General features: G+C 72.9%; 15 protein-coding genes and 1 tRNA gene. 9 read left to right on the top strand and 7 right to left on the bottom strand.

What is annotated here, in order from left to right:
• Nucleotides 1-2 precede the first annotated feature (2 nt).
• Nucleotides 3-299: a hypothetical protein gene (locus L6241_RS13095; RefSeq protein ID WP_252975134.1), complete on the top strand. Its 297-nt coding sequence runs from the start codon at nt 3-5 to the stop codon at nt 297-299.
• A gap of 69 nt (nt 300-368) precedes the next feature.
• Here L6241_RS13095 and L6241_RS13090 read toward each other — a convergent pair whose 3' ends face one another.
• Complete coding sequence (locus tag L6241_RS13090) at nt 369-1,151, bottom strand: dioxygenase (RefSeq protein WP_368246632.1); 783 nt, start codon at nt 1,149-1,151, stop codon at nt 369-371.
• 162 nt (nt 1,152-1,313) lie between these two features.
• Between L6241_RS13090 and topA the strand changes: the two genes are divergently transcribed.
• Together topA and L6241_RS13080 are read left to right on the top strand one after the other, a co-directional pair.
• Nucleotides 1,314-4,127, top strand: a complete 2,814-nt coding sequence (gene topA / locus L6241_RS13085) for a type I DNA topoisomerase (protein WP_368246631.1) — start codon at nt 1,314-1,316, stop codon at nt 4,125-4,127.
• A gap of 74 nt (nt 4,128-4,201) precedes the next feature.
• Nucleotides 4,202-5,770: an AMP-binding protein gene (locus tag L6241_RS13080; protein ID WP_368246629.1), complete on the top strand. Its 1,569-nt coding sequence runs from the start codon at nt 4,202-4,204 to the stop codon at nt 5,768-5,770.
• A 63-nt stretch (nt 5,771-5,833) separates the two neighbouring features.
• Here the strand turns inward: L6241_RS13080 and L6241_RS13075 are convergent, their stop codons facing one another.
• Both L6241_RS13075 and L6241_RS13070 read right to left on the bottom strand, forming a co-directional pair.
• Nucleotides 5,834-6,313, bottom strand: coding sequence for a hypothetical protein (locus L6241_RS13075; RefSeq protein ID WP_368246628.1), 480 nt, complete (start codon nt 6,311-6,313; stop codon nt 5,834-5,836).
• Entirely contained in the window at nt 6,226-7,173 is a 948-nt protein-coding gene (locus tag L6241_RS13070) for a serine hydrolase domain-containing protein (protein WP_368246627.1), read from the bottom strand. The genes L6241_RS13075 and L6241_RS13070 overlap by 88 nt, the downstream gene beginning before the upstream one ends.
• 50 nt (nt 7,174-7,223) lie before the next feature.
• Between L6241_RS13070 and tmk the strand changes: the two genes are divergently transcribed.
• From tmk to L6241_RS13050, 4 genes are all read left to right on the top strand, one after another.
• The gene (tmk, locus tag L6241_RS13065) at nt 7,224-7,868 is read left to right on the top strand and encodes a dTMP kinase (protein WP_123091325.1); all 645 of its coding nucleotides are present in this window, start codon (nt 7,224-7,226) and stop codon (nt 7,866-7,868) included.
• Entirely contained in the window at nt 7,865-9,025 is a 1,161-nt protein-coding gene (locus L6241_RS13060) for a DNA polymerase III subunit delta' (protein WP_229300520.1), read from the top strand. The genes tmk and L6241_RS13060 overlap by 4 nt, the downstream gene beginning before the upstream one ends.
• Nucleotides 9,026-9,038: 13 nt before the next feature.
• Nucleotides 9,039-10,568: an alpha/beta hydrolase gene (locus L6241_RS13055; protein WP_368246626.1), complete on the top strand. Its 1,530-nt coding sequence runs from the start codon at nt 9,039-9,041 to the stop codon at nt 10,566-10,568.
• A 64-nt stretch (nt 10,569-10,632) separates the two neighbouring features.
• Nucleotides 10,633-10,709: transfer RNA gene (locus tag L6241_RS13050), tRNA-Thr, on the top strand.
• Nucleotides 10,710-10,891: 182 nt separating this feature from the next.
• On the opposite strand, the gene L6241_RS13045 is transcribed toward L6241_RS13050, so the two are convergent.
• Nucleotides 10,892-11,656, bottom strand: a complete 765-nt coding sequence (locus tag L6241_RS13045) for a DeoR/GlpR family DNA-binding transcription regulator (RefSeq protein ID WP_368246625.1) — start codon at nt 11,654-11,656, stop codon at nt 10,892-10,894.
• Between the two features lie 53 nt (nt 11,657-11,709).
• Here L6241_RS13045 and L6241_RS13040 point away from each other — a divergent pair, with 53 nt between their 5' ends.
• Nucleotides 11,710-12,924: an MFS transporter gene (locus tag L6241_RS13040; protein WP_368246624.1), complete on the top strand. Its 1,215-nt coding sequence runs from the start codon at nt 11,710-11,712 to the stop codon at nt 12,922-12,924.
• Nucleotides 12,925-13,019: 95 nt separating this feature from the next.
• On the opposite strand, the gene L6241_RS13035 is transcribed toward L6241_RS13040, so the two are convergent.
• Together L6241_RS13035 and L6241_RS13030 are read right to left on the bottom strand one after the other, a co-directional pair.
• Nucleotides 13,020-14,525 (bottom strand): fatty acyl-CoA synthetase, encoded by a 1,506-nt coding sequence (locus tag L6241_RS13035; RefSeq protein ID WP_368246623.1) that lies wholly within the window; start codon nt 14,523-14,525, stop codon nt 13,020-13,022.
• 43 nt (nt 14,526-14,568) lie between these two features.
• Nucleotides 14,569-15,495, bottom strand: a complete 927-nt coding sequence (locus tag L6241_RS13030; RefSeq protein ID WP_368246622.1) for an alpha/beta fold hydrolase — start codon at nt 15,493-15,495, stop codon at nt 14,569-14,571.
• A 46-nt stretch (nt 15,496-15,541) separates the two neighbouring features.
• Here L6241_RS13030 and L6241_RS13025 point away from each other — a divergent pair, with 46 nt between their 5' ends.
• Entirely contained in the window at nt 15,542-15,991 is a 450-nt protein-coding gene (locus L6241_RS13025) for an SRPBCC family protein (RefSeq protein ID WP_368246621.1), read from the top strand.
• An 87-nt stretch (nt 15,992-16,078) separates the two neighbouring features.
• Here L6241_RS13025 and L6241_RS13020 read toward each other — a convergent pair whose 3' ends face one another.
• Nucleotides 16,079-16,699, bottom strand: coding sequence for an inorganic diphosphatase (locus L6241_RS13020; protein ID WP_068272998.1), 621 nt, complete (start codon nt 16,697-16,699; stop codon nt 16,079-16,081).
• Nucleotides 16,700-16,701: the final 2 nt, after the last annotated feature.

Below are 16,701 nucleotides of genomic sequence, written 5' to 3'. Positions count from 1 at the left end.
TCATGGCAGACACCGCAGGCCGCAAGACCGCCGGCGCCTTCGACATCCGGACCTTCATCGGCTCCCTGCTCGGGCTGTACGGCCTCATCCTCACCCTCATGGGGATCTTCGGGGACAAGGAGCTCGAGAAGACGGGTGGCATCAACGCCAACCTCTGGACCGGGCTCGCCCTCCTCGTGATCGGCATCGCCTTCATCAGCTGGGCGCGGCTGCGCCCGATCGTCGTGCCGGAGCACGTCGAGCCGGCCGGGGACGACCCGACCCGACCCGCGCCGCGGCGTAAGCAGCGCGGTCACTAGCCGGCCGCCGGACCGGCAGCGCGAAGGGGGACCCCGGGCGGGGTCCCCCTTCGTCATGCCCGCGGCGGCTCAGCTGAAGGTGAAGGACCGCTTGCTCAGGCCGTACCAGAAGCCGTCGACCGTGCTCTCGACGTCCGTCGCGCCGGAGGCGTGCGCGGCGCCGAGGGCGAGGTAGAGCGGCGCCCAGTGCTCGGTGCGCGGGTGCGCCTCGTGGGCGGCCGGGGCGACGTCGAGCATGTTGACGAGGGCGTCGACGTCCTGCGTCTCGACCGCCTCCTGGGCCCAGTGGTCGAACTCGGCGGAGGCGGCCGGCGGGGGCGCGTCGGCGCCGGCCCGGGGGTTGAACCACCGCAGGTTGTGCGTCGTGAAGCCCGAGCCGACGACGAGCGTGCCCTGGTCGCGAAGGGGGGCGAGCGTGCGCCCGATCTCGAAGAGGGTCGTCGGGTCGAGGGTCGGCATCGACATCTGCAGCACGGGGACGTCCGCATCGGGGTACATCTCCACGAGCGGCACGTACGCGCCGTGGTCGAGGCCGCGCGTCTCGTCGCGGCGCACCTCCAGGCCACGGCCGCCGAGCAGGCCGGTCACCTCGTCGGCGAGAGCAGGGGCGAGCGGGGGCGCGTACTCGACCTCGTAGTAGTGCTGCGGGAAGCCGTAGAAGTCGTAGGTGAGCGGCACCTGGCGCTGGGTCGGGCTCACCGTCACCGGCACGTCCTCCCAGTGCGCCGAGATCATGAGGATGCTCGTCGGCTTCGTGAAGCTCGAGGACCAGTCGGCGAGCTGCTGGGTCCAGCGGGCGTCGTCGGCCAGGGGAGGGGCGCCGTGGCTGAGGTAGAGGACGGGAGCGGTCATGACGGCCAGGATAGTTGATCCATCAAGTTAAAGCAACAACCCTGTTCCGCGCCGTGACCTCGGCTGCGGGCCCGTCCCCGCCGTGGGCTACGGTTCGGATCGCGCACCCCGCCGAGAGCCGCGACGAATCCGCGGCACGGGGCGCGAGGCAAGGAGTCCCCCATGAGCGCCCCCAACCTCGTCATCGTCGAGTCGCCGGCCAAGGCCAAGACCATCGCCGGCTACCTCGGCCCCGACTACGTCGTCGAGGCCTCCGTCGGTCACATCCGCGACATCCCGCAGCCTCGCGAGCTGCCCGCCGACATGAAGAAGGGCCCCTTCGGCCGCTTCGGCGTCAACGTCGAGGACCGCTCCTTCGAGCCGTACTACGTCATCGACGCGGACAAGAAGAAGAAGGTCACCGAGCTCAAGCGTCTGCTCAAGGACGCCGAGACCCTCTACCTCGCCACGGACGAGGACCGCGAGGGCGAGGCCATCGCGTGGCACCTCCTCGAGGCGCTCAAGCCCAAGGTCCCCGTCAAGCGGATGGTCTTCCACGAGATCACCAAGGAGGCCATCCAGCGCGCGGTGCAGTCGACCCGCGACATCGACATGGACCTCGTCGACGCCCAGGAGGGGCGGCGCATCCTCGACCGTCTCTACGGCTTCGACATCAGCCCCGTGCTGTGGCGCAAGATCAAGCAGGGCTTGTCCGCCGGCCGCGTGCAGAGCGTCGCGACCCGCGTCGTCGTCGAGCGCGAGCGCGAGCGGATGGCCTTCCGCTCCGCGAGCTACTGGGACGTCACCGGCAGCTTCACCCCGACGAGCTCGCGCGAGGACTTCTCCGCGCGGCTCTCGGCGGTCGACGGCTCGCGCGTCGCGAGCGGTCGCGACTTCGCCGACGACGGCACGCTGCGCCGCAGCGACGTCGTCCACCTCGACGAGGCTGCCGCGACGGCCGTCGCGAGCGCGACGAGCGCCGCCAGCGCGAGCGTGGCCTCGGTGAGCGAGAAGCCGTACACCCGCCGCCCGTACGCCCCCTTCACCACCTCGACGCTGCAGCAGGAGGCCTCGCGCAAGCTGCGCCTGGGCAGCCGCGAGGCGATGCGCGTGGCCCAGCGGCTGTACGAGAACGGCTACATCACCTACATGCGCACCGACAGCACGAACCTGTCGCAGTCGGCCGTGAGCGCCGCCCGCGGCCAGGCGCGTGACATGTACGGCGCGGACTACGTGCCCGAGTCGCCCCGCGTCTACGGCAAGAAGGCGAAGGGAGCCCAGGAGGCGCACGAGGCGATCCGCCCCGCCGGCGACCGCTTCCGCACCCCGGCCCAGGTCCAGGGCGAGCTGCGCGGCGACGAGTTCCGCCTCTACGAGCTCATCTGGAAGCGCACCATCGCCTCGCAGATGGCCGACGCGAAGGGGTCGACCGCGACGATCAAGATCGTCGCCGACATCACCGGCTGCCCCGCGGGCAGCAGCGCCGAGTACACGGCTTCGGGCACCGTCATCACCTTCAAGGGCTTCCTCGCCGCCTACGAGGAGGGCCGTGACGAGAGCCGCGGCGCCGCGGACGACGAGGAGCGTCGTCTGCCCCGCCTGTCCGAGGGCGTCGCCCTCGACGTGCTCGACGCCGTCGCCGCCGGCCACGAGACCTCGCCGCCCCCGCGCTACACCGAGGCCAGCCTCGTCAAGCGGATGGAGGAGCTCGGCATCGGCCGGCCCTCGACGTACGCCGCGACGGTCGCGACGATCCAGGACCGCGGCTACGTGCGCAAGGTCGGCTCCGCGCTCGTCGCGACGTGGCTCGCCTTCGCCGTGACGCGTCTCATGGAGGTGCACTTCCCCCGTCTCGTCGACTACGACTTCACCGCCCGGATGGAGGAGGACCTCGACCAGATCGCCGCCGGCCAGGCCGACCGCGTCGCCTGGCTCGCCCGCTTCTACGACGGCGACGGCGACGCCGAGGGCCTGCGGCAGATGGTCGAGGACCTCGGCGAGATCGACGCGAAGGGGATCAGCACGATCGAGATCGGCGACGGCGTCGTCGTGCGCGTCGGTCGCTACGGCCCGTACGTCGAGGAGGTCGCGCCGCAGGGCGTCGACCCGAGCACCGGCGAGGTCGCCGAGGGCGCGAGCCTGCCCGAGGGCGAGGCGGACAAGCCCCGGCGCGCGAACGTCCCCGAGGACATCGCCCCCGACGAGATGACCCCGCAGAAGGGTCGCGAGCTGCTCGCCCAGTCCGCCGAGGACGGTCGCGAGCTCGGCACGAACCCCGAGTCGGGTCGCGTCGTCGTCGCCAAGGCCGGGCGCTACGGCCCGTACGTCACCGAGGTCCTCACCGACGAGGAGGCCGAGCTCAAGGGCAAGGCGAAGGTCAAGCCGCGCACCGCCTCGCTCTTCGCCGACATGGACATCGCGACGATCGAGCTGCCGACCGCCCTTCGCCTGCTCTCGCTGCCGCGCGTCGTCGGCACGGTCACCGAGACGGTCACCGGCGACGACGGCTCGACCTCGGAGCAGCAGGTCGAGATCACCGCGCAGAACGGCCGCTACGGCCCGTACCTCAAGAAGGGCACGGACAGCCGGTCGCTGACGAGCGAGCAGCAGCTCTTCGACATCACGCTCGCGGAGGCCGAGGCGATCTACGCCCAGCCCAAGCAGCGTGGCCGGGCGGCCGCGAAGCCCCCGCTGCGCGAGTTCGCCGAGGACCCGGCGAGCGGCAAGAAGGTCGTCGTCAAGGAGGGTCGCTTCGGCCCGTACGTCACCGACGGCGAGACGAACGCGACGCTGCGCCGCGACGACGAGCCCGAGACGATCACCCAGGAGCGCGCCTTCGAGCTGCTCGCGGAGAAGCGGGCGAAGGGGCCGACGACCCGCAAGAAGTCGGCGGCCAAGAAGACGACGAAGAAGGCGACGACGAAGAAGGCGGCGACGAAGAAGACCGCCGCGAAGAAGACGTCGACCCGCACGAAGGCGACCGCGAAGAAGGCGTGATGCTCGCTACGGGCGGGGGTGAGCCGGCTACCGGCCGGTAAGGTCGGCCGGGTCGTCGACTCGAAGGTGAACCGATGAACCCCCTGACCGTTGTCAGCACGATGGCCCGGCGCGGCATGCTCGCCCCGGGGCCGCCCCACCAGCAGGTGAGCCAGCTCGCGGCGCTGCGGCGCTGGGGGTTCGGGCTCGCCGGCGAGCTGCGCCAGGCCGCCGCGCGCAGCCCGAAGGTCGTCGCGGTCGTCGACGAGGGTCGTGGGGCGGTGACCTACGCCGAGCTGCTCGCCCGCTCCGAGCGCGTCGCCGCGGTGCTGCTCGACCGCGGCTACGGGCCCGGCGACCGGCTGCTCCTCCTGGCGCGCAACCACGTCGGCGCGATCGAGGTCATGTGCGCGACCGCCGCCATCGGGGTCGACGTCGTCCTCGGCAACACCGGCCTGCCCCCGCAGCAGCTCGCGCTCGTCGCCGGCCAGCAGGACGTGCGGGGGGTGGTGCACGACGACGACCTCGCCGAGTGCGTCACCGGGCTCGGCGCCGAGGTCGAGCGGATCGGCGAGTCCGAGCTGGAGGCGCTCGTCGAGCGCACGCCGCAGCCGGCCCCCCTTCGTCCGCCGGCGCGCGGTGGCCGCACGATCATCCTCACCTCGGGCACGACCGGGACGCCGAAGGGGGCGGCCCGCAAGACCCCGGGCGGCTTCGGCCCGCTCATCTCGATCATCGAGCGCATCCCGCTGCGGGCGCGCGACCGCATCCTCGTCTCCGCGCCGCTCTTCCACACGTGGGGCTACGCCGCGATGCAGCTATCCGTCGCGATGCGGGCGACGATCGTCCTCCAGCGCCGCTTCGACCCGCAGGCGGCCCGCGCCGCCCTTGAGGAGCACGACATCGACGCGATGTTCGCCGTGCCGGTGATGCTCCAGCGGATGATGGAGCTGCCGCCCGACCCCGGGGCCCGCGAGCGTCGGCGGCTGCGGGTCGTCGCGACGTCGGGGTCGGCCTACCCCAGCGGCTTCACGACGACCTTCATGGACGAGTACGGCGACGTCCTCTACAACCTCTACGGGTCGACCGAGGCGTCGTGGGTGTGCATCGCGACCCCGCAGGACCTGCGCCGCGACCCCGACACGGCCGGCACCCCGCCGCTGGGCACCCGTGTCCTCGTCCTCGACGACGACGGCCACGAGGTGACGCCGGGGGAGACGGGGCGGATCTTCGCCGGCAACGAGCTCGTCTTCGACGGCTACACCGACGGCCGCACCAAGGAGCGCCTCCACGGCCTCGTCTCCACCGGTGACATGGGCTCGGTGCGCGACGGGCTCTACTTCGTCGCCGGGCGAGACGACGACATGATCGTCAGCGGCGGCGAGAACGTCTACCCCAGCGAGGTCGAGTCGCTCCTCGTCCAGCACCCGGCGGTGCGCGAGGTCGCGGTCGTCGGGGTGCCCGACCCCGACTTCGGGCAGCGCCTGGCCGCCTTCGTCGCCGTGCGGCCCGGTCACTCGATCGACGCCGACGAGGTCAGGGCCATGGTGCGCGCCGAGCGGGCCCGCCACTGCGTGCCGCGCGACGTCGTGCTCGTCGACGAGCTGCCGCGCAACGCCACCGGCAAGGTCCTGGCGCGCGAGCTGCGCGAGCGCCTCGCCTGAGCCACGTGCGCGAAGGGGGCCGTCCGCGCGGCCCCCTTCGTCATGCCTCGCTCGGGCGAGCGGTCAGAGCCACTGCCCGAAGGCGAGGGGCTCGCGGGTGAAGCGGTAGGTCGCCCACGTGAGGTGGCTGACGCCGCCCGACGCGTCGCGGTGGACGTGCAGGCGCTCGCCGCGCTCGCGGCCCGAGACGGTCCGGTAGGAGTCCTCGCCGGCGGGCTCGAAGACCGAGGGCGGGGTCCCCTTCGGCGCGCCCACGGCCTGCGCCTCGAGCGCCCCCTCGCGGACGGAGAGGACGAAGCCGCTGCCCTCGGAGAACCAGTGGCCGAGGAGCGGGAGGAGCTGCTCGGGCACGCTCGTGCCGGGCACCCACGCATCCGGAGCCACCGGCTCGAGCTCGATCGCCCGGGTGCCCATGCCGATCGCGGCCACCGAGGGCGAGACCGGGGCGGTGTTGTTCATGAGGACGACGCCGGTCGTCGCGCTCTCGCGCTCGGTGAAGACCCCGGTGACCGAGCCGGCCACCCGCCCGTGTGGCCGACCCACGTGCGCCCCTCGTGGCGCTGGAGGATCCAGCCCAGGCCCCACGCGAGGGTCCAGCCGCGGGGGTCGGCCATCGTCTGCGGCTGGCACATCTCCTCCATCGTGTCGGGGGAGAGCACCTCCTCGACGGGGTCGGCGACGAAGCCGCCCCAGCGGGCCAGGTCGGCGGCCGTCGAGCGCAGGCCACCGGCGGGGTCGAGGGCCTTCGCGTCGAAGTCGGGCTCGGGCAGCGGCACGTCGGTGAAGGGCGGCACGTAGTACCCCTTCGCCCGGCGGCCGCTGCCGCGCGTCGAGGTGCGGCGCATCTCGAGGGGGTCGAGGATGCGGCGCTGGATCGCCTCGTGCCACTCGCAGCCGTCGAGCCGGGCGACGATCTCTCCGAGCAGCGAGTAGCCGAGGTTCGAGTAGTGCCAGCGGTCGTGCGGGCGACCCACGCGCTCGGCCTGGCTCCAGCCCGCGACGAGCTCGTCGCGCTCGGGCATGACCATCGTGTCGAAGACGCCGCCGACGGGCTCGCGCTGCATCCCCGAGGTGTGCGAGAGGAGCTGGCGGATCGTCACCCGCTCGTGGGTGCTGCCGGGCACGTGCGCGTCGACCGTGTCGTCGAGGTCGAGCCGGCCCTCGTCGCGCAGCGCCATGACGGCGACCGCGGTGAAGGTCTTGCTGTTGCTCGCCACGGGGTACTGCGTGTCCTCGTCGGGCGTCGCGTCGGGCTGCTCGAGGTCGGTCGTGCCGATGCCGCGGAACCACTGCAGCTGCCCGGCGCGCGCCACCCCGGCGGCCAGCCCGGGCACGCGCCCGTCGCGCTGGGCGTCGTGGGCGAGCAGGTCGAGCGAGCGGGCGGTGGTGTCGGCGAAGGGCATGGCGCCACGGTATCCGTGGGCCGTCGGCCCCGTGGCCTAGGCTCGGCCGGGTGAGCGACCCCACCCGACCTGGCCTCTTCATCGCCTTCGAAGGGGGAGACGGGGCCGGCAAGTCGACGCAGGTCGGGCTGCTCGCCGAGGCGCTGCGTGCCGCCGGCCGGGAGGTCGTGACGACCCGTCAGCCCGGGGGCACGGCGCTCGGCTCCCAGCTGCGCGACCTCGTGCTCCACGGCTCGGCCATGGCCGCCCGTGCCGAGGCGCTGATCTTCGCCGCCGACAAGGCCCAGCACGTCGCCGAGGTGGTCCGTCCGGCCCTCGAGCGGGGCGAGGTCGTCGTCACCGACCGCTACACCGACTCCTCCGTCGCCTACCAGGGGGCCGGGCGCGAGCTGCGGCACGACGAGGTCCACGCCGTGCAGATGTGGGCCGTCGGCGACCTCCTGCCGGATCTCACCGTCGTCGTCGACGTCACCGCCGAGCAGGGCAGGGCTCGACGCGGCGAGGTGCACGACCGGCTCGAGTCAGAGGGCGATGCCTTCCACGAGGCGGTGCGCGCGCACTTCCTCGCCATGGCGCAGGGGGAGCCCGAGCGCTACGTCGTCGTCGACGGCGGGCAGGACCCGCAGGACGTCCACGGCGAGGTGCTCGCCGCGCTCGAGCAGCGCGGGCTGGCCGACGGGCTGGTGACGGCGTGAGCGTGACGACCGGGGCTGCGCCCGGGGTGTGGCGCGACGTCGTCGGGCAGGAGCCGGCGCTCGAGGTCCTGCGCCGGGCCGTCTCCGACGACGCGGCGATGACTCACGCCTGGCTCTTCACCGGGCCGCCCGGGTCGGGGCGATCCGTCGCCGCCCGAGCATTCGCCGGGGCGCTCATGTGCGCCGCGGGCGGGTGCGGGGAGTGCCGCGAGTGCCGCACGGCGCTCGACGGCACCCACGCCGACGTCGACGTGCTCGCCACCGAGGCGCTGTCGATCGGTGTCGCCCAGGCCCGTGAGCTCGTCCAGCTCGCCGGCCGCTCGCCGTCGGTCGGGCGCTGGCGGGTCATCCTCGTCGAGGACGCCGACCGGCTCACCGAGCAGTCCGGCAACGCCCTGCTCAAGGCGCTCGAGGAGCCGACGCCGCGTACCGTGTGGCTGCTGTGCGCACCGGCGACCGACGACGTGCTCGTCACCGTGCGCTCGCGCGCCCGGCACGTCCGTCTGCGCACCCCGTCGGTCGAGGACGTCGCCGACCTGCTCGTGCGCCGCGACGGCGTCGAGCGCCAGGCCGCGGTCCACGCGGCCCGAGCCGCCCAGAGCCACATCGGCATGGCTCGCCGGCTCGCGACCGACGAGGGCACCCGGACCCGCCGGTACGACACGATCTCGCTGACGACCCGGATCCGCGGGGTCGCCGACGCCGTCTCGGCGGCCGCCGACCTCGTGCGCATCGCCGAGGAGGAGCGCGACAAGGTCCTCGTCGACCGGCACGCCGAGGAGAAGGCCAAGCTGCTCGCCACCCTGGGCGCCGAGGCGGGGGCGCGCACCCAGCCCCCGCACGTCCGCTCGCAGATCTCCGGTCTGGAGAAGTCGCAGAAGACGCGAGCCACCCGCTTCACCCGCGACATGATCGACCGCTCGCTCACCGACCTCCTCTCGGTCTACCGCGACGCGCTCGTCCTGCGCACCGGCGAGGCCGTCGCGCTCGTCAACGAGGACTCGCGCGAGGTCGTCGAGGACGTCGCGCGCGCGCTGAGCGCCGAGCGGCTGCTCCTCGCGATGGACGCGATCGGCGTCGCCCGCCGGCGGATCGAGGCCAACGTCGCGCCCCTCCTCGCGCTCGAGGCCATGGCGATCGACCTCACGCTGCCTTAGGTAGCGTGCTCGCATGAGCCGCCCCCTCCTCGCCCGTCTCGTCGCCACGGGCGCCGCGTCCGCGCTGCTCCTGTCGGGCTGCTCCTTCCTGCCCGGCCAGGACGAGCCCACGGCGGCCGACCCGAGCGCGACCGTGCCGCCGCAGGGGCAGGAGGACCTCGCGCGCTACTACGAGCAGGACCTGTCGTGGGGCGACTGCGAGGGCGGGGCCGAGGGGGAGTGCGCCGAGCTCGAGGTGCCCGTCGACTACGAGGACCCCGAGGGCGAGACGCTGAAGATCGCGGTGCTCAAGGTGGCGGCGAAGCGCAAGAAGCAGGGCAGCCTCGTCGTCAACCCGGGCGGTCCCGGCGGGTCGGGCACCGAGTACGCCAGCTATGCCGACTACGTCGTCAGCGGCGACGTGCGCGACCGCTTCGACGTCGTCGGCTTCGACCCGCGTGGCGTGGGGCGCTCGGCGCCGGTCGACTGCCTCGACGACAGCGCGCTCGACGACTTCCTCGGTCAGGACCCGACGCCGGACGACGCCGCCGAGGAGCAGGCCCTCGTCGACTCGGGCAAGGCCATGGGCCAGGGCTGCGAGCAGAAGTCCGGGACCGTGGCCCCGCACGTGTCGACCCCCGAGGCGGCTCGTGACATGGACGTGCTGCGGGCCGCGCTCGGCGAGAGCCAGCTGACCTACCTCGGCAAGTCGTACGGCACCTACCTCGGTGCGACATACGCCGAGCTCTTCCCCGACAAGGTCGGCCGCTTCGTCCTCGACGGCGTCGTGGCCCCCGACCTCACGACGGCGGAGATGAACATCGGTCAGGCGAAGGGCTTCGACACCGCGACGCGGGCATGGGCCCGCTCGTGCGCCGAGGACGACTGCGCCCTCGGCAGCACCGAGGACGAGGTGATCGAGACGATGCAGGGCATCCTCGACGACCTCGACGAGTCCCCGATCCCCGGCGCCGGTGACCTCGAGCTCACCGAGGGTTGGGCCAGCCTCGGCATCGCCCAGGCGATGTACGACCAGGGCGCGTGGAGCACGCTGACCGACGCGCTCGTCGCGGTGCAGGGCGGCGACGGCAAGGACCTCATGCAGCTCGCCTTCCAGTACGCCGACCGCAACCCCGACGGGCAGTACGCCGGCAACATCATGGAGGTCATCTACGCGGTCAACTGCCTCGACCACCCCGAGCCCGAGGGCGACGAGCGCGAGCAGATGATCGAGCAGGCGAAGAAGGACGCCCCGATCTGGGGAGAGGTCATCGCCGGCGGGTCCGGCCCGTGCGCGAGCTGGCCCTACGAGCCGGTCGTCGAGCCGCACACGATCTCGGCGAAGGGAGCCGCCCCGATCCTCGTCATCGGCACGACCCGTGACCCGGCGACGCCGTACGCGTGGGCGCAGCGGCTCCACGACCAGCTCGACGAGAGCCGTCTCGTCACCCACGAGGGCGACGGGCACACCGCGTACATGCGGCAGAACTCGTGCGTGGACTCGGCCGTCGACGACTTCTGGCTCACGGGCGAGCTCCCTGAGCAGGACATCACCTGCTCCTGATTTCGCGCGGCCGGGGGCCGTCCGTATACTCGCACTCGCGTCCTGGCGATCCCATGGCGCACCTGCCGCCTTAGCTCAGTCGGCTAGAGCGATTCACTCGTAATGAATAGGTCGTCGGTTCGACTCCGACAGGCGGCTCCACGCAGGACAGCACGACGAAGGCCCCCGGCTCCGGCCGGGGGCCTTCGTGCTGCCCGGGGTCGTACAAAACCCTGCTGGCTGCCCTTCGTCGTGCCAGGTGCCTTTCGAAGGGGTCCTGGCACATCAAGAGGCAGCCAGCAGGGTTTTGTCAGTCTGGGTGTCCGGTCGGGGTGGGGACGTCGTCACGTCTGCGCCGGCGGGGCGGGGCCGGTCTCGACGAGGTGGACGCTCACCCCTTCGGCGCGGACCTGGGCGAGCGCCGCGCCGTCGGCGTCCGTCGTCGTCACGAGGTCGGTGAGGTCGGCGATCTCGCCGAAGCGGAAGGTCGAGGTGCGGGAGAGCTTGTCGGGGGTGATGACGAGGACGCGGCGCGCGCCTGCGGCCAGGCAGGCCCGCTTGACCTGGGCGTCCTCGTAGGTCGTCGAGGTCAGCCCGAAGCTCGGGCGCGCGGAGCACGTGCCGATGATCGAGACGTCGACGTGCGTGTCCTCGAGGGCGCGCACCGCGGGGTGGCCGGTGAAGGCGAGCGTGTCGTTCTCGACCGGACCGCCGGGCACGACGACCGAGGCGCCGGGCAGCGTCGCCATCGCCGCGGCCGCGTGCAACGACAGCGCCAGCGCCGTCACCGGGCGCCCGGCGAGGTGCGTCGCGACGGCGTAGCAGGTCGTGCCGTTGTCGAGCACGAGGGACGAGCCGTCCTCGACGAGGGATGCGGCCGCCGCGGCCAGGGCGGCCTTGCGGTCGCGGTCCTCGTCGAGTCGGACGGCGAAGGGCATGGGCGCCCCCCGGGCGTGCGCCCGGGTGACCCCGCCACGCACGCGCCGCACCGCGTCCTGCGCGTCGAGCTGGGCGAGGTCCCGGCGGACGGTGACGGCGGACGCGCCGGTGAGCTCGCTGAGGGCCTCGACGGACACGGTCGCCCCGGACTCGACCGCCCGGATGATCATCCGGTGTCGTCGTGATCGTTGCACGTGACATCCAAGCACCTACGGTCACCGTCGTGCCCAGCCTCCTGCTCCGTCCCGCCTCGCCGGCGCGTGCCCGCACGGGCGTCTCGCTGATGTTCCTCACCAACGGCGTGCTCTTCAGCGCCCTCCTGCCCCGCTACCCGGAGATCAAGGCGGCGTTCGACCTGACCAACAGCCAGTTCGGGCTGCTCGTCGTCGCCTTCCCCACGGGGGCGCTCGTCGCCGCCGGTCTCGGAGGGCGGGTCATCCGCCGGCTCGGCGTCCTGCGCACGAACGCGGTCGGCTCGGTGCTCCTCGCCGTCGCGCTGGCGGTGGCGGCGGCGAGCGGCTCGGTGTGGTCCTTCGCGGCCATGCTCCTCCTCGCGGGTGCGGTCGACGCCCTCGTCGACGCGGCCCAGAACGTCCAAGGGGTCCTCGTCGAGCAGTGGCGCGGTCGGTCGGCGATGAACTCCTTCCACGCCTTGTGGTCGGTCGGAGCCACGACCGGTGGTCTCGTCGGTGCGATGGCGGCTGCTTCCGGGGTGTCGATCTCGACGCAGATGGTCGTCAACGGCGCCGTCTGGGTGGTCGTGGCCCTCGTCGCGTGCCGTCTCGCGGTGGTGCCGGAGCACGTGCGCTCGCAGCTGCGCGCCGACGAGGCTGCCCCTGCCGGCGAAGACGCGGCCGGCCGGTCCTCCTCGGTGCGCCGGCACGCCTGGCGCCTGCTCGTCCCCTTCGTCGTGCTCGCCATCTGCGGCACCCTCGTCGAGGACGTCGCGAACAACTGGGCCGTCCTCTACCTCGGTGACGTCGTCGCTGCGCCGACCGCGGTCGCCGGGCTCGGGCTGAGCGCCGCCCTCGGCGCGCAGTTCGTCGGCCGCGTCCTCGGAGACCCGATGACCGACCGGTGGGGCCGCATCGCCGTGGCTCGCGCAGGCGGTCTGCTCGTGGCGTCGGGCTCGTTGCTCGTCGTCCTCGCCCCGACGTACGTCGTCGCGCTCGGCGGCTTCGCGGTCGCCGGGTTCGGCAGCGCGACCCTCGTGCCGGCAGCCTTCGCCGCCGCGGGACGGGTCCCGGGGCTGCCGGAGGGCACCGGCATCGCCGTCCTCGGGTGGCTCATGCGGATCGGCTTCCTCGTCACCTCCCCGGCCATCGGGTCCGTGGCCGACCTCACCAGCCTGCGCGCCGGGCTGCTCGTCCCGGTCGTCGCCGGCCTCGTCGCCGCCGCCGTGGCGCACGGCCAGCGGCGGGCTCAGGTCCGGATCTGATGCGGCCGCCGGCACCGACGGGACCCATGGGGGCGCTGCCCCCTCATATGGCGGGCGACGACCCGGGGAGTCCCGTTACTGCCGGGTAGCCATGGTCAGGCCAGCTCGTCGCGCAGCTGACGCTTGAGGATCTTGCCGGAGGTGTTCTTCGGCAGGGCGTCGACGACGTGCACGGACTTCGGCACCTTGAATCCCGCGAGCCGGGTGCGGGCGTGCTCGAGCAGGTCGGCGGTGCTCACCTCGTCCTGCAGCACGACGACCGCGGTCACCGCCTCGACCCAGCGCTCGTCCGGGGTGCCGATGACGGCGGCCTCGGCGACGGCGGGGTGGCTGAAGAGGGCGTCCTCGACCTCGCGCGAGGCGATGAGGACGCCGCCGGAGTTGATGACGTCCTTGATCCGGTCGACGACGGTGATGTACCCCTGCTCGTCGACGCGGACGAGGTCGCCGGAGTGGAACCACCCGTCGACGAAGGCCTCCGCCGTCTCCTGCGGCTTGTCCCAGTAGCCCAGGCACAGCTGGGGCGAGCGGTAGACGACCTCGCCCATCTCGCCCGGCGCCACGTCGCGCCCCCCGCCGTCGACGACCCGCATCTCGGTGAGCAGGACCGGTCGCCCGGCCGAGTCGGGCCGCTCTGCGTGCTCCTCGGGCCGCAGCACCGTGCACAGGGGACCCATCTCGGACTGCCCGAAGCAGTTGTACAGGCCGAGGTCGGGCATCGTCGCCCGGAGCCGCTCGACGACCGGGCCGGGCATGATCGACGCGCCGTAGTAGGCCTTGCGCAGCGAGGACAGGTCGCGCCCGGCGAAGTCGGCATGGTTGGTCATCGCCACCCACAGGGTCGGCGCGGCGAAGAAGGCCCGGTGCCCCTCGCGCTCGATGCGGGCGAGGATCTCGCCGGGGTCGGGCACCTCGAGCAGCGTGCTCCGGGCGCCGACCGCGAGCCACGGCAGGAGGAAGACGTGCATCTGCGCCGAGTGGTAGAGCGGCATGACGTGCAGCGGCTCGTCGTCCTGCGCGAGGTCGAGCGCGACGACGCAGCTGAGGTACTCGGCGACGAGGGAGCGGTGCGTCATCATCGCGCCCTTGGGCCGCGACGTCGTGCCCGAGGTGTAGAGCAGCTGGGCGAGGTCGTCGTCGGCGACCTCGACGTCGACCTCCGGCACCTCACCCGTGCGCGCGGCGTCGAGCAGCGAGCCCTCGGCGTCGCGAAGGGGGAGCGAGGGCACCGGCGCCTCGAGGTCGTCGAGCCGGGGCACGAGGTCGGGGTCGGCGAGGACGAGCGAGCTGCCGGACTGCGTCACGAGGTACTCGAGCTCGTACCCGGTGAGGTTGTAGTTGAGCGGCACGTGGACGAGCCCGGCGCGGGCGCACGCGAGGAAGCCGAGCAGGTACGCGTCGCTGTTGCGCCCGAAGGCGGCGACGCGATCCCCCTTCGTCAGGCCCTGCGCGAGCAGCGCCGCGGCCGCCCGGCTCGTCGCCTCCTCGAGCTCGCGGTAGGTCCACTCCCGCTCGCCGAAGACGAGGGCCACCCGGTCGCCGAAGGCGCGGGCGCTGCGTCGGACGACACCGTCGATCGTGCTGCTGCGCATGAGGCTCATGGCCCGAAGGGTGCTCGATCGGGCAGTGCCTGACAAGGGCTCGTCAGGACGAGACCGAGCGCACCCGCGACAGGATCGCCTCGGTGACCTCCTGCGGCCGCTTCTCGGGCAGCCAGTGCCCGGCGCTCACCTCGACGAAGCGGTACGCCGCGCCGGGGTCGACGCCGGCCTTCTCCGCGGCCCGGCGCACGACGACGCCGGTGCGCTCTGCCGCGGCCCGCCCGAGCGCGGCGTCGCGCGAACCCCACACGAAGGTCGTGGGGACGACGTCGGCCGCGGTGCGCACGCGCTCGGGGCGAGCCGGGCTCTTCGACCCGCGGACCCGCTCGGCCACCATGTGCTTGAGGGGCAGCGCGGCGCGGTACCAGTTGAGGCTCGCCTGCGCCGCGCCCGGCTGGGCCATCCGGTCGGCGTACTGCTGGGCGAGGTCCTGCGGCAGGCCGGTGCGCACGAGGAAGGGCCGGGTGAGCCGGCGGAAGAGGGCGGCCGGCAGGACGGGCAGCGCGAAGAAGGCCATGTAGGCGCTGCGCCGGGCCTGGTCGCCGTGCTTGAAGGCCCACGCCATCGCGGTCGGGTGCGGCGTCGAGAGCACCGTGAGGCTGGCCACGCGGTCGGGGTGTCGCGAGGCGACGGTCCACGCGAGCGCGCCGCCCCAGTCGTGACCGACGACGTGCACGCGCTGCGCGCCCACCGCGTCGGCGAGGGCGATGACGTCGGCGACGGACTCGCCGATGACGTAGTCGGAGGCTCGAGGAGGACGAGCGCCGGGGGAGTATCCGCGCAGGTCAGGGGCGAGGACGCGCAGGCCGGCCTCGACGAGCGCCGGCGTGATGCCCCGCCAGGCACGGCGGTCCTGCGGCCAGCCGTGGAGCAGGACGACGACCTCCTGGCCGTCGGTCACGGCAGCGGCGTCGTCGCCGGCGGAGTCGTCGAGGTCGAAGGTCAGCCCGTCACGGGAGAAGTAGCGCACCCGCTCAACGTACAGATGGGCCTTCCCGTGAGGCACCCTTGCCCTCATGATCTCCCGCCTGGCCTTCACCGACGCCTGGGAGATGGAGCACCCCGCCGACGAGGTCTTGCGCGTGCTCGCGGACGTCGACTCGTACATACGGTGGTGGCCCCAGATCAAGGAGATCGAGCGCGTCGACGCCGAGCACGGCCAGCTGCGGGTGTGCTCGCGCATCCCGATCAGCCTGCGCATGACGATCACCCGCGAGGCCGAGCTGCCCGAGATCGGGCTGCTGCGCGTGCGCGTGCAGGGCGACCTGCGCGGGTGGAGCCAGTGGCACGTCGCTGCGGTCCCCGGCGGGTGCCGCGTGGCGTACACGCAGGAGGTCTCGATCGCGCACCCCTTCTTCAAGCTCGTCGCCGCCGTGCCCTTGATCGGGGTCCGGGTCATCCGGGCCAACCACGACGCGATGATGCGGGGCGGTCAGCAGGGCCTGGGCGAGTACCTCGCCGCCTGAGGGCGGCCCGCCGGCAGACGCACGAAGGGGTGCCGACCAGCTGGTCGGCACCCCTTCGTCGTCTCGCGGTGACCCGCGGCGGACGTCTCAGTCGTCGGAGAGCGGCTTGTCCTTCGTCGCGAGCTCCTCGCGCGCACGCTGCGAGGCGACCGCGTGGTCCTCCTCGGAGCGGGCGACGCTCTGGGCGGCGGCGCTGAAGGGCGCCTTCCAGCGCGCGGTGCTCATGCCGGCGTCGGTCGCACGCTGGATGGCCTCGTTGATCGTCGCCTCGGCCTCGACGCGGCCGGCCCAGTGGGCGCCCTCGACGGACTTGCCGGGCTCGAGGTCCTTGTAGGTCTCGAAGAAGTGCTGGATCTCGAGGCGGTCGAACTCGGAGATGTCCTCGAGCTCCTTGATGTGGTCCTTGCGCGGGTCGCCCGCCGGGATGCACAGGATCTTGTCGTCGCCGCCGGCCTCGTCACGCATGTGGAACATGCCGATCGGCCGCGCGCGCACGAGGCAGCCGGGCCACGTGGGCTCGTCGAGGAGCACGAGCGCGTCGAGCGGGTCGCCGTCCTCGCCGAGGCTGTCCTCGATGTACCCGTAGTCGCTCGGGTAGGACATCGCGGTGAAGAGGAGGCGGTCGAGACGGATGCGACCGGTCTCGTGGTCGACCTCGTACTTGTTGCGATGACCCTTCGGGATCTCGATCGTGACGTCGAACTCCATGA

This window comes from Janibacter sp. Y6, from assembly GCF_040900765.1.
In the GTDB taxonomy this organism is placed as follows: Bacteria; Actinomycetota; Actinomycetes; order Actinomycetales; family Dermatophilaceae; genus Marihabitans; species Marihabitans melonis.
This window is presented reverse-complemented; position numbering and strand designations above follow the sequence as displayed.